The organism is Okibacterium fritillariae, from assembly GCF_052783725.1.
On record NZ_CP199917.1, the window covers coordinates 781,260 to 793,296 of the forward strand.

The 12,037-nt window shown below is 68.4% G+C and carries 12 protein-coding genes; 4 read left to right on the plus strand and 8 right to left on the minus strand.

What is annotated here, in order from left to right:
* Window positions 1-8: 8 nt before the first annotated feature.
* The 8 genes from ACUWEX_RS03825 to ACUWEX_RS03860 form a co-directional block, all read right to left on the minus strand.
* On the minus strand, window positions 9-1,418 hold the full coding sequence (locus ACUWEX_RS03825) for a hypothetical protein (protein ID WP_445997165.1): 1,410 nt from the start codon (window positions 1,416-1,418) through the stop codon (window positions 9-11).
* Window positions 1,408-2,337: a TIGR03943 family putative permease subunit gene (locus tag ACUWEX_RS03830; RefSeq protein WP_445997166.1), complete on the minus strand. Its 930-nt coding sequence runs from the start codon at window positions 2,335-2,337 to the stop codon at window positions 1,408-1,410. Before ACUWEX_RS03830 ends, ACUWEX_RS03825 begins: the two co-directional genes overlap by 11 nt.
* Window positions 2,330-3,394 carry a permease gene (locus tag ACUWEX_RS03835; protein WP_445997167.1) on the minus strand — a complete coding sequence of 355 codons (1,065 nt, stop codon included), beginning with the start codon at window positions 3,392-3,394 and terminating at the stop codon, window positions 2,330-2,332. Before ACUWEX_RS03835 ends, ACUWEX_RS03830 begins: the two co-directional genes overlap by 8 nt.
* 83 nt (window positions 3,395-3,477) lie before the next feature.
* Window positions 3,478-4,344 carry a hypothetical protein gene (locus ACUWEX_RS03840; RefSeq protein ID WP_445997168.1) on the minus strand — a complete coding sequence of 289 codons (867 nt, stop codon included), beginning with the start codon at window positions 4,342-4,344 and terminating at the stop codon, window positions 3,478-3,480.
* 130 nt (window positions 4,345-4,474) lie between these two features.
* Window positions 4,475-5,182, minus strand: coding sequence for a hypothetical protein (locus ACUWEX_RS03845; RefSeq protein ID WP_445997169.1), 708 nt, complete (start codon window positions 5,180-5,182; stop codon window positions 4,475-4,477).
* A gap of 194 nt (window positions 5,183-5,376) precedes the next feature.
* Window positions 5,377-5,658: a hypothetical protein gene (locus tag ACUWEX_RS03850; protein ID WP_079726930.1), complete on the minus strand. Its 282-nt coding sequence runs from the start codon at window positions 5,656-5,658 to the stop codon at window positions 5,377-5,379.
* Window positions 5,659-5,749: 91 nt separating this feature from the next.
* Window positions 5,750-6,421 (minus strand): ABC transporter ATP-binding protein, encoded by a 672-nt coding sequence (locus ACUWEX_RS03855; protein ID WP_079726931.1) that lies wholly within the window; start codon window positions 6,419-6,421, stop codon window positions 5,750-5,752.
* Window positions 6,422-6,477: 56 nt separating this feature from the next.
* Window positions 6,478-8,040 carry an ABC transporter permease gene (locus ACUWEX_RS03860; protein WP_079726932.1) on the minus strand — a complete coding sequence of 521 codons (1,563 nt, stop codon included), beginning with the start codon at window positions 8,038-8,040 and terminating at the stop codon, window positions 6,478-6,480.
* 140 nt (window positions 8,041-8,180) lie between these two features.
* On the opposite strand from ACUWEX_RS03860, the gene ACUWEX_RS03865 reads away from it, so the two are divergent.
* From ACUWEX_RS03865 to rplL, 4 genes are all read left to right on the plus strand, one after another.
* Window positions 8,181-8,954 carry a response regulator transcription factor gene (locus ACUWEX_RS03865; RefSeq protein WP_079726933.1) on the plus strand — a complete coding sequence of 258 codons (774 nt, stop codon included), beginning with the start codon at window positions 8,181-8,183 and terminating at the stop codon, window positions 8,952-8,954.
* The gene (locus tag ACUWEX_RS03870; protein WP_445997170.1) at window positions 8,951-10,600 is read left to right on the plus strand and encodes a sensor histidine kinase; all 1,650 of its coding nucleotides are present in this window, start codon (window positions 8,951-8,953) and stop codon (window positions 10,598-10,600) included. The genes ACUWEX_RS03865 and ACUWEX_RS03870 overlap by 4 nt, the downstream gene beginning before the upstream one ends.
* 387 nt (window positions 10,601-10,987) lie before the next feature.
* Entirely contained in the window at window positions 10,988-11,503 is a 516-nt protein-coding gene (gene rplJ, locus ACUWEX_RS03875; RefSeq protein WP_077053844.1) for a 50S ribosomal protein L10, read from the plus strand.
* 51 nt (window positions 11,504-11,554) lie between these two features.
* Window positions 11,555-11,938, plus strand: coding sequence for a 50S ribosomal protein L7/L12 (gene rplL / locus ACUWEX_RS03880; RefSeq protein WP_077053843.1), 384 nt, complete (start codon window positions 11,555-11,557; stop codon window positions 11,936-11,938).
* Window positions 11,939-12,037 lie beyond the last annotated feature (99 nt).

The following is a 12,037-nucleotide window of genomic DNA, read 5'->3' on the forward strand; positions in this document are numbered from 1 at the left end:
ACAGAACCTCAGAGGCACCAGTCGGCGGAGGCGCCCTCGACGACGCCGACGTCCTTCTGTGTGCGCAGGTCGGTGATGAGGGTTTGGGCACCGGGGGCGGTGGCGGCCTCGGAGGCGGCGGTGTCGGCATCCCCGATGTTGGGGCGCACGTCGATGGCCAGGTACTGCCCGTTGTCGGAGAGGCACAGGGAGCGCACCTCGCCGCTCGACGCGGGGCGGTCGTAGAGCATGCGCGCGCCGTCGGGAGTGAGGCTGTAGACGGCGTAGCGCAGGTCGGCGAAGGTGGCGGGGTCGCGCACGACGCGCGACTCGACGAGGCTGGCCGGGCCGCCACCCTCGGGCACCGAGACGACGGCGAGACGGTCGGGTTCGCCCGCGGCATCCGGGTTGGCGATGGCCTCGAGGGGCGTGGTCTCACCCGTCTGCAGGTTCACGATCGAGCCGCCCGTGGGGTCGGAGACCGCGAACGACAGCGTGCCGGGGATGAACGCGCGGATGTCGGCGTGCAAACCGAGTGGCAGGGGCGGCTGGGCGCCGGCCGGGTCGATCAGGCTGAGCGCCTGCTTGTCCGATTGCACGATGAGCTGCGACGTGTTGGGCACGAAACGCCACTCGAGCATGCTTTCGGGGATGCCCTCGGTCGCGCCCAAGACATACTGAGGCTGCGTCAGATCGGTGGTGTCGTAGAGGGTGAGGGTGTCGCTCGCGCCCGGCGTGCGTTGCACGAAACCGAACAGGTTGGTGGTGGGCGAGGACCGAAGCTGCACGGCGCTCGACCCGGCCGGCAGGCGCACGCGCTCCTCGTAACCGTCGCGCAGGCGGTGCACGATGAGCGAGCGGATGCCCGAGTCGCTCGTCACGGCGGCGATGACGAGTTGCCCCGTGCTGACGAACTCGTCGATGCTGTCAGCCTCGAGGATGTCCTCGTGCGAGGCGTCGGTCAGGAGCGTGCGCCGGATGGTGTCGCGGCCGGTACCGGTGCCAGTGCCGTCGCCGAGGGCGCTTGCGCCGTCGATGAGCGTGAGGATCTCGGAGCCCGGCGTGCTGAAGGAGGTCTCGAACCGGGCGCGACCGAACGTCTGCGAGCCCCCGACATCCGTTGCCGTGATCGTGTAGTCGGTATCGGAGAGGAGCGGCTCGGGGAAGGTGACGACGAGGGTGCGGTCGTCGAGCGAGGTGGTGAAGGCGGTCTCGGGTTTCACCGTGATCTTTCCCGCCTCCGCGAGCGGTTGGTTGGCCTGGAACTCGACCGTCTGGCCGCGCGACTGCGTGAGCGTCGTGGCGTCGAAGCGCGCCTGCTCGAGGGCGGGGGCGAGGCCGAAGTTGGCGAGGGTCAGGCCGCCGAGCAGCAGGGCGAGCACGCTGAAGGTGGCGATGACGAGGCGTCGGTAGCGCTCGGCCGGCGTCCTAGAAGACATACGGTTCCGTCGCGTCGTCGGCGGGCTCGACATCGGTCGGCACGACCGAATAGGTCTCGGTGCTGAACGCGCTCGGGTTGGGCACGATGCCGCCGCGCACGCGCACCCATTTACCCTCGGTGAGCTCGTTCTGCCAGTTCGGGTGGTAGACCGCGAGGCCCAAGGGACTCGCGTCCACGGCGCAGCAGGTGATCGAGAAACGCGTCACGAAGAACACGTTGTCGGGGTCGTTGGTGTCGGCGCTCACGAATCCCGTGACATCGACGGGGTTCTCGGCCAGGAACTCGGCGCTGACGCCCATGTTGAGATAGGTCGTCCACTCTTTCACCGTGAAGGTGGAGGTGTCGATGCTGGCCAGCTGCTCGTCGCTGATGGGGGCGACGGGTGCGCTGCCGACCGAGCTGTTGACGCTGCGCTGCTCGGCGGCCGAGAGGGAGAGGGGGGCCGGGGGCAGCACCAGCATGGCGAAGATCGCAGCCACGATGATGGCGGCGGCGCTCAGCTGCAGGGCCGTGGCCTTGGCGACGCGACGGGCGCGTCCGCTTCGGGCGGCGCCGGCTCGAGCTCCGCGGTCAGCACGACGGGAGCGTCTCGACGCTGTGCCGGGCGCTCCCGACGACGCCGCGTGTGCTGAGCCATCCGGGGCCGACGTCGTGAGTGTGGGGGACGCGGGATTCTGGCCAAGGGTGCCGGGTGCAGCATCCTCGTCGTGGGTGTGCTTGTCACGCCACTGCGGCGCCATGACGAACGACGCGAGTGTGAAGACCAGCCCGATGACCGCCATGACGACGGTGAACACGACATAGCGCGGATGGATGTAGAGCTCGAGTTTGCCCGTCAGCCCGAGCCACAGCATGGCGACGATTCCGATGAGGGCGAGCACCGGTCCGACCCAGCGTCGGAGGAAGTTGTCATGCAAGGAGGTTCACCGCCAGGCCGAGGATGATGGCGCCCGCCGCGACGAGGGCCGTGATGAGGACGAGCGCGCGCGTCGTATAGGTCGTGCGCATGAGGGTGAGCATCTTGATGTCGATCATGGGGCCGAACACGAGGAACGCGACGATTCCGCCGGGCATGAAGGAGGCGCCGAACGACAGGATGAAGAAAGCGTCGACGTTGGCGCAGATGGAGATCACGAAGGCCAGCAGCACGAGGGCGATGACCGAGAGCATGGGGTTCGAGCCGAGCGCCACGAGGAGGTCTCGAGGAATGCCCACCTGGATGGCGCCCGCGATGGCCGAACCGATGAACAGCGCCGGCAGCATGGCCGAGCTTTCCTCGGCGAAGGCGCGCACGCTGCGGGTGGTGCGGCGGCCCTGATCGTGCCCGTGACCCTGGTTGGCGCACGCGGCCTGGAACCCCGGCGTGATGAGCGAATCGGGCTTCGGGTGCCGGCTGATCAGCATGCCCACCAGGTTGGCGATCACGAAGCCGCCGATGATGCGCGAGATGAGGATGCCGTCGTTCCACCCGAACGCCTGATAGGTCGTGACGATCGTGATCGGGTTGAGAATGGGCGCCGCGAGCAGGAACGTGATGGCGTCGGCCGTCGACAGGCCCTTCAACATGAGGCCGCGCGCGAGCGGCATGTTGCCGCATTCGCAGACGGGAAAGAGCACGCCGAGCAGCGACAACACCATGCGCCGGAAGAACGGGTTGCGGGGCAGCCGCTTCAGCAGGAAGTTCTCGGGCAACCAGATCTGCACGAAGATCGACAGCAGGATGCCGAGGAACACGAACGGCAGCGACTCGACGACCACGCTGATCGACAGCGTGAAGAAGTCACGGAGCGGCTCGCCGATCTCGATGTTGGCCGCCTGTGCGACCACGCGGATGGTGACGAACAGGGCGATGAGCACGATGCCGAGCGTGATCCATCCGCCCCGGCCATCCGGTTCGCGCCGTCGCCGGATCGCGTCGGCGTCGATGTGCTCGTGTCGCACGTCGTCGTATTCGTCGATGTCGTATGCCGACACGCGTACCTCCGGTGATCTGCCCTCGGCGATCTTAGGCAGAAGCGCGGCCGTCTCGCGCGAGGCGGGCCGGGAGTCACCGATTGTTAACGCGCGGGCGCATCCTTGTCGTCGCGGCGCTCGCGCAGGCGGCGGGCGATGCCGAAGGGGATCGGCGCGAGCAGCGCCGCGAGGACCGCGTAACCGGCCACCCAGGGCGCGATGCGGCGCAGCTCGGGGAAGAGCGGGTTGGTGTACCACTCGAGCGGGTAGAGCAGGTTGGTCTTTCCCGCCTTCTGCAGGGCGTCGTAGTTGAACGTGACCCACCACTCGCTGGCGTCGTCGGAGTTCCCGTCGGGGCCATAGGCATATCGGATGTTCTGAATCGTGTCGAGGTCGCTCGTCAGTGTCATCGCGGCGTTGGGCAGCTCGCTGATCTCGCGCTCGGTGCGGCCGGGGAAGAGGCTCTCGGAGGCGACATAGATCGTATCGACGTCACCGAAAGTCTCCGTGAGGGTCTGGTTCGGGCCCTTCTGGCTGCTGCGCTGGGCAATCCGGGTGAACGAGAGCATGATCGCGTTGCGATCATTACGACCGAAAGAATCGTCCGAGAACGGGAACTCGGTCGAGGACGGTTGCGGCGTCTTCACGTCGAGGATGTCGGCGCGGTAGCCCTGGGACGTGTCCTGGCGCAGGAGGCCGAAGCGTATGCCGCCCTCGGCCGTGAACGTGATGGTTCGGCCGTCGTCGGTCTTGGCCGTGAACGACTCCGGTAGTTCGTAGGTTGGCCCCTTGTTCGGCACGGCCGGCAAGATGTAGCCGACGCCCACGAGCACCGACAGCACCGCGAGGGCCGCCAATCCGACCTGGGTCCAGCGCAGGGGCGACAGCTCGATGCGCAGGCGGCGACGCGGTCGGCGAGCGGCGGTCGCGGCGGTGGGAGAGTCGGCGGCGGGCGTGGTGCTGGTCGTCATGTGTCGAACCTAGCGGAGGGGCGTCGGGCGGGCCACGGGGAGGAGTACCCATGCGGAGGACGGTGCCACGAGGTCGCCGGTCGCGGGCAACCTCGTACGCGCGGCCGCCGAACGGCCCCGGACGTCGGCGTCAGCCGCGCTTGGGGTAGGGCTGCGTCCAGCGGTGCCCGCCCGCGGCGACGGCTCGTTCGGCGCGGGCGCGACGGCGGCGCACCGTTTGCACGACCGCGAGGATGGGCAGGCCGAGTGCGCACACCCAGAAGAGGATGATGGAGATCACCCACGCGGCGACGGCGATGACGACATCCATTCGGTCTCCGCGCTCGCTCGCCGCGGTGACTGGCTCGAGGCTGCCGAGGCGGCCGCTGTCCACGACCGTCGGGTCGGCGCCCCGCTCGACCAGGAACGACATCTGCTCGGGAAAGTCTTTCGACGGCGGGAAACCCCAGTTCGTGCCGCCGCGCGCCGTGAGCTCGATGGGCGTTCCGCCCTCAGCCTCGGCCGGCACCTCGAGTGTGTAGTAGCCCGTCACGTTCGGCATGCCCGAGGTGGTGTCGATCGAGTCGAGCGTGCCGGTGACGACGATGGTGCGGTCGACGAGGGGTGCCTGCCGGGCGGCTACGTCGATGGACGCGTCCTTGGCGAGGCCGAGCACGAGCAGCGCGAGAAGGCTCGGGAAGATGCCGAGCCCGAAGATGAGCCACAGCGGCCAGCCGGGAAAGGGCAGGCGACGGGATGCCGCGGGCGCGGCGGGGATGGACGGTGTCGGAGTGGCGCGAACAACGGATGGGCGCTCGGGCGCCGGCGGTGTTTGCGGCGCGGGAAGCGGAGAATGCACGGCGCCTCCTGGGGCGGTGAAGGGGGCCGGGGTCGGCTCGTCCAACCCACTCTAAACACGGATGGCTACCGGGCCGCCAGGGGCAGGACTACCCACCGCTCGCGGGTCGGCCGCCGGGCGCATGACGAAGGGCGGCACCTCGTCGCCGGAGTACCGCCCTGTTCGTTATGTCGTGCTGGTGGTGCTGTCGCGGTTTAGTACTGCTGCAGCATGGGCAGCAGAACCGCCATGTTGATGATGAAGGCGATGATGCCGAGGATCGTCAGGATGATGCCGACGATGATGCCGATCTTGGCCCACTTGTTCTCGAAGCCGGCGCTCTTCGACTGCGAGCGGGCGACGAGGCTCAGGATGAGGCCGACGACCGGCACGACGATGCTGAGGATGAAGCCGACGAGGCCCAACGTCTTGCCGGGGTAGTCGGCGGGCGTGGCCTGCTGGCCGGGGGCGGGCTGGTACTGGGGAGCGTTTGTCATGGTGTCCCTTTCAGGGAGGTGGCAGAGCGCCCACGGTGGGCATCCAACATCGTAGGGGTTCTCAGCATCCGATCGGGTATTTTCCTCGTTTTCAGGCCAGCTCGCTGATCGTGCCGTTCGCGATGCGCAGTCGCCGCTCGGCGCGTTTGGCCACCGCCGAGTCGTGCGTGACGATGACGACCGTGAGGTTCTGGTCGCGCCAGAGCCCCTCCAGCAGGTCCATGATCTCGTCGCGCGTCTGCTCGTCGAGGTTGCCCGTCGGCTCGTCGGCGAGAAGGACCTTCGGGTTCTTGACCAGCGCGCGGGCGATCGCCACGCGCTGCTGCTGGCCGCCCGAGAGCTCGTTGGGCAGGTGCGTGGCGCGCTCGCCGAGGCCCACCGATTCGAGCGCCTGGGTGGCCCGGTGCACACGCTCCTGTGCCGAGACCCCCGCCGGCACGAGCGCCATCTCGACGTTCTCAAGCGCCGTGAGGGTGGGGATGAGGTTGAACCCCTGGAAGACGAAGCCGATCTCGGATGCGCGGATGGTGGCGAGTTTGGCCTCGCCGAGCGTCGACAGGTCGTCGCCCCGCAGCGCGATCGAGCCGGAGGTGGGCCGGTCGAGCGCCCCGAGCATCTGCAGCAGGGTCGACTTGCCGCCGCCCGTCGGGCCTTGGATGGCGACGAGCTGGCCGTCGGGGATGGTGAGGTCGACGCCGTTCAGCGCCGTGACGGTGCGTTTGGGTTGCGAGTAGGTCTTGGTCAGGGAGGTGAGGGTGTACATCGGATGCTCCTGGGGGGTTCGTTTCGGAGAAGTCATAAGAGGGAGGGGCGTGCGGCCTAACCGACCGAGCGCAGGGCCTCGGCGGGGCGCAGGCGTGAGGCGCGCCATCCGCCGATCGCGCCGGCGAGTAGGCCACCGACCACTGCCAGGGCCACGGCGATCACGATGATGAGGGGCGTGACGGGCGCGTTCAACACGACATCGGTGGTGGATGCCGCGGCCTGGCCGCCGCCAAAACCGCCGGCGGGCAGGTTCGCGGCCGCGTCGCCCGCGCCCGAACCGCCGCCCGAACCCGCCGCACCGGGTGCGCCACCGGGCATGCCGCCGCCGGCCGACGCGCTGGCCGAAGCCGTGAGCGTGGGGGCGAAGAGGTTCACGACGACCACGCCGAGGAGTCCGACGGCCACACCGACGGCTCCGCCGATGAGCGACTGCACGACCGATTCACCCGCGACCTGGCCCACGATGCGGCGGTTGGACCATCCGATGGCCTTGAGCGTGCCGAATTCGCGCGTGCGGCGAGAGACCCCCGAGATGGTGAAGAGGATGGCGATGAGGAACGCCGCGGCCAACACGATGATCGACAGCCAGGTGCCGAGGCTCGAGACCAGGCCCGAGGCCGACGACAGGGAGCCCGACACGCTCGAGGCGAGGTCTTCCTGCGTTGAGACCGTCGCGTCGGGCAGGTCCTTTTCGATCGCGGCCTTCACCGCGGCGATCTCGGTCGACGACGATGCCTGCACCGAGATGGTCGAGATCTGGTCGGTCAGGCCCGAGATGGCCTGCGCGCGGTCGAGCGGGATGTAGACGTTCGAGGCGGTCTCGGCGTCCGAGCCCGTGGCCCCGACGATGCCCACGACCGTGAACGTGGTGCCGCCGATGTCGAACGTGTCACCCGTGGCGAGGTCGTTGGCCGTGGCGTAGGTCGCGTCGAGCACGGCGTTGTCGGTTCCCGTGTCGGATGCTTCGAGCCCACGTCCGTCCGTCAGGGTCACGGCCGAGAGGGGGCCGACGGCGTCTGCTGCGGGGTCGAGGCCGAGCACCGTGAACGAGTCCACGTTGAACGAGCTGCCGCCCGCACCATCCGCGCCGCCCTGCGGGGCCGTGCCCGTGTCGGTGCCTGTGCCTGAGTCGGTGCCCGTTCCCGAGTCGGAGCCGGTCGCGCCGGGCGCCTGCATCTGCGAGAAGTCGGGCAGCTCGCCGTCGAACGTCGTGTTCGTCAGCGCGAGGGTTCCGGCGGCACCGGAGACCCCCTGCAGGGCGGTGACCTTGTCGAGGTCCGAGGCGGCGAAGGTGGTGGTGCCGCGGCCGGCCTCGAGGCGGGATGTCGCGACCGTCGTCGATCCGTCGGTGGTGGCCCCCGCATCCGCCCCGAAGTCGAAGCGCTGGCCGGGCCCGTCGGTGCCGCCCTCGGTCGGGGGAGTCGCGGCCTGGCTCACGGTGATGTCGGTGCCCACGCCGTAGACGGATTGCAACACCGTCGTCTGAGCGTTCCTCACCCCGGCCGAGACCGAGTTGACGATGATCACGAGCGCGATCGCGAGGGCCATGCCGATGGCGATGATGATGGTCTGTTTTCTTCTGCCGATCAGCTCGCGCCGAAGATAGGTGCCGAACATGAGGGTTCCTTCTGACGTAGGGGCGGCCGAGGTGCCGCAGTCCAGAAGGTAGGGAGGCTGCCTATGGCCGACCACGCCGATCCCTATGCACTTTCTATGTGGGCGAGCATCCGGTTGGTTCATAGACCGCTCATAGGAACATGTCCATACTGAGAAATGTGAGTAACACACCCTTCGCTTCGAGCGCCCACCGCACCGCCCTCACCCGCGCCGACGGGTCACCCGTGCGCGTGCTCGTCGTCGACGACGAGGCCACCCTCACCGATCTGCTCAAGATGGCCCTGCGCTACGAGGGCTGGGAGGTGCGCACCGCCGCCACCGGTCAGGCCGCGCTCGCCGCCGCGCGCGATTTCCGCCCCGACGCCGTCGTGCTCGACATCATGCTGCCCGACCTCGATGGCCTGCAGATCCTCAGTCGCCTGCGCGCCAACGGCGACGACATGCCCGTGCTCTTCCTCACGGCCAAGGACTCCCTCGACGACCGCATCGCGGGGCTCACCGCGGGCGGCGACGACTATGTCACCAAGCCGTTCAGCCTCGAGGAACTCGTCGCGCGCCTGCGCGGCCTGATCCGCCGGTCGACCCTTCTCGCCGTGGACAACGACGGCCCCACCGTGCAGGTCGGCGACCTCACCCTCAACGAGGACAGCCACGAGGTCTACCGCGACGGCACCGCCATCGAGCTGACGGCCACCGAGTTCGAGCTGCTGCGCTACCTGATGCGCAACCCGCGCCGCGTGCTCTCGAAGAGCCAGATCCTCGACCGGGTGTGGAGCTACGACTTCGGCGGCAAGGCCAGCGTCGTCGAGATCTACATCTCCTATCTGCGTAAGAAGATCGACGCCGGGCGCCCCGCCATGATCCACACCATCCGCGGCGTCGGCTACATGATCAAACCGGCGGATGGCGCGTGACAACGCCCCCCGCGACGCCCGCGTCGCCGCCCCCGCCTCGCCCTGACGCGCCCACGACGGCCGATGCGTCTGCGCGACGGGCGCCGTCGGGCGAACCCGGCGAGGCGACGGCTACGCGCCCCGCTTTCTGGCGCCGCGCACTCGGCCTGCCCTGGACCCTGCGCCGCCAGCTCACGGTCGCGGTCATCGCGCTGCTCGCCATCGCCAGCTTGATCGTGGGCTTCGCCACCGTGCTCTCGACCCAGTCCCTTCTGATCGCGGGCGTCGACAACCAGCTGCGCGAGGTCGTGAGCCGCGGCGGTGCGACATCGTCCGGCTCCGAACCCGGAACGGGCTCGACGAACTCCGATACCTACTCCACGCCCCCCGGTTTCATCCAGCGCCCCGGCTATTCGCAGGGTTTCATCGGCGCCATCTACCGCAACGGCTCGCTCATCGACGCCGGCTACGTGGCGCACGGCGCGGCCTACACGCTGCCGGCCGCCCAAGGCCGGGCGCTCGCCGCCTATGCCGCCGAGGTCGATGCGGCGTCGACCGGCACGCCCGGTTACGACGGCGTCATCCAGATCGAGCGCCCGCGCACCGTCAGCCTCGGCGGCGAGTTCGGCGACTACCGCATGGTCGTGGTGCCCACGCCCTACGGCGACTACATCTTCGGCCTGCCCCTCGACGAGGTCGACGCCACGGTCTCGCAACAGGTGCTCATCGTGCTGCTCATCTCCCTCTTCGGCGCCGCGCTGGCCGGGCTCGTGGCCTGGCTGATCGTGCGCCTGTCGTTGCGCCCGCTCGACCGGGTCGCCGCCACCGCCGCGGCCGTGTCGCAGATGCCGCTCGACCGGGGCGAGGTCGCGCTGGGCGTGCGCGTGGCCGACGCCGATGCCGACCCCCGCACCGAGGTGGGCCGCGTCGGTTCCTCCATCAACCGGATGCTCGGGCACGTCGGTTCGGCGCTCACCGCCCGTCAGGCCTCCGAGAGCAAGGTGCGGCAATTCGTGTCGGATGCTTCGCACGAACTCCGCACGCCGCTCGCCTCCATTCGCGGATACTCCGAGCTCGCCACCCGGCACAGCGACGCCCTGCCCGACGACGTCAACTACTCGCTCGGCCGCATCCAGTCGGAGTCCGGCCGCATGACCACCATCGTCGAGGACCTGCTGCTGCTTGCCCGCCTCGACGAGGGACGCGAGCTCGACCGTGCACCCGTCGACCTGACCGACCTGCTCATCCACACCGTCAATGACGCGCACGCCGCCGCGCCCGACCACGTGTTCGAGCTCGACATCCCCGACGAGCCCATCACCGTGGTGGGGGATGCCCCGCGCCTGCACCAGGTCGTGGCGAACCTGTTGGGCAACGCGCGTGTGCACACGCCGGCCGGCACGACGGTGACGGCATCGTTGGCGCTCGGCGAGGCATCCACGGCCGTCATCGAGATCTCGGACGACGGCCCGGGCATCGACCCCGAGCTGACGCCCCGCCTGTTCGAACGCTTCACGCGCGGCGACGACTCGCGGTCGCGGGCCACGGGGTCGACGGGCCTCGGCCTCGCCATCGTGCACGGCGTCGTGCAGGCGCACGGCGGAACGGTGACGGCCGAGAGCCGCCCGGGTTGCACGGTGTTCCGCGTCACGCTGCCGCTCGCCTGACGACCTCGTGCGCGACGGCGCGGGGCGGGCGCCAGAGCGTGTCGCGCCGGGCATCCCTCGCTCGACCCGGTTCACCGGCCGGGCTCGCCGAACGGATGTCGCGGCCGGACTTGCGCCGCGGCATCCCCTCGCGTACTCTGATCCAGGACCAAAGACCGCTGGTTATCTGAGTGCAGCAATGCACGACGAACTAAGGCTCTCTCACGAGAACGCCCGCGCAGGTGATTCGAAGTTTTCGATGGTTCGGGTTTTTCCCGAGATCGTCATTCTGCTCCGAGCGCTTGCGCCGGAGCTTTTTTCATGTGCGGGTGTGACTCCAACAGAGTTGCCGGTGGCCTGGTCACGTAACGCTCACCGCGTTACGGAACTAATACATAAGGAGTGGCCATGGCGAACAAGGAAGCCTCGGTTGCCGAACTCACGGAGAAATTCCAGAGCTCGACTGCCGTTCTGCTGACCGAGTACCGCGGTCTCACTGTTGCTCAGCTCAAGACGCTGCGCAAGTCCATCAGTGAGGACGCAACCTTTGCCGTGGTGAAGAACACGCTGACCAAGATTGCGGCGAACAACGCTGGCATCTCGTCGTTCGACGACGAGCTCGCCGGTCCGTCCGCCATCGCATTCGTTCACGGTGACCCGGTCGCCGTTGCGAAGGGTCTGCGCGACTTTGCCAAGGCAAACCCTCTCCTGGTGGTCAAGGGCGGTTACTTCGACGGTAACCCGCTGTCCGCCGCAGAGGTAGGCAAGCTCGCCGACCTCGAGTCCCGCGAAGTTCTGCTCGGCAAGCTTGCCGGCGCCTTCAAGGCCTCGCTGTTCGGAGCCGCATATCTGTTCAACGCACCGCTGTCGAAGGCCGTTCGCACGGTCGACGCGCTGCGTGAGAAGCAGGAGTCCGCGTCCTAGGTTTCGCCTAGACACGCGGTTGAGTACATAAAAGACAAAGGGAGAAATATCATGGCAAAGCTGTCAACTGAAGAGCTGCTCGAGCAGTTCAAGGGCCTGACCCTCATCGAGCTCTCCGAGTTCGTCAAGGCATTCGAGGAGACCTTCGAGGTCACCGCGGCTGCCCCCGTCGCCGTTGCTGGTCCGGCTGCTGCCGGCGCCGCTGCTGAAGAGGTCGAAGAGAAGGACTCCTTCGACGTCGTTCTCGAGTCGGTCGGCGACAAGAAGATCCAGGTCATCAAGGTTGTGCGCGAGCTCACCAGCCTCGGCCTCGGCGAGGCCAAGGCCGTCGTCGACGGAGCCCCCAAGGCTGTCCTCGAAGGCGCGACCAAGGAAGCTGCCGAGAAGGCAAAGGCTTCGCTCGAAGAGGCCGGCGCAACCGTTACCCTCAAGTAATCAGGGCCCGAGAGGGCCTCTTACTCGGGTTCGGTCGGGTGGCTCCGGTCACCCGCTCGTCTCAGTTCGACAGGCGTCATCCCACACGGGGTGGCGCCT

Excerpts from the sequence above, each read along its gene's own strand:
- ACUWEX_RS03825 (WP_445997165.1), bottom strand. The coding sequence starts at position 1,418 with ATGTCTTCTAGGACGCCGGCCGAGCGCTACCGACGCCTCGTCATCGCC.
- ACUWEX_RS03840 (WP_445997168.1), bottom strand. The coding sequence starts at position 4,344 with ATGACGACCAGCACCACGCCCGCCGCCGACTCTCCCACCGCCGCGACC.
- ACUWEX_RS03850 (WP_079726930.1), bottom strand. The coding sequence starts at position 5,658 with ATGACAAACGCTCCCCAGTACCAGCCCGCCCCCGGCCAGCAGGCCACG.
- ACUWEX_RS03855 (WP_079726931.1), bottom strand. The coding sequence starts at position 6,421 with ATGTACACCCTCACCTCCCTGACCAAGACCTACTCGCAACCCAAACGC.
- ACUWEX_RS03860 (WP_079726932.1), bottom strand. The coding sequence starts at position 8,040 with ATGTTCGGCACCTATCTTCGGCGCGAGCTGATCGGCAGAAGAAAACAG.
- ACUWEX_RS03865 (WP_079726933.1), top strand. The coding sequence starts at position 8,181 with ATGTCCATACTGAGAAATGTGAGTAACACACCCTTCGCTTCGAGCGCC.
- rplJ (WP_077053844.1), top strand. The coding sequence starts at position 10,988 with ATGGCGAACAAGGAAGCCTCGGTTGCCGAACTCACGGAGAAATTCCAG.
- rplL (WP_077053843.1), top strand. The coding sequence starts at position 11,555 with ATGGCAAAGCTGTCAACTGAAGAGCTGCTCGAGCAGTTCAAGGGCCTG.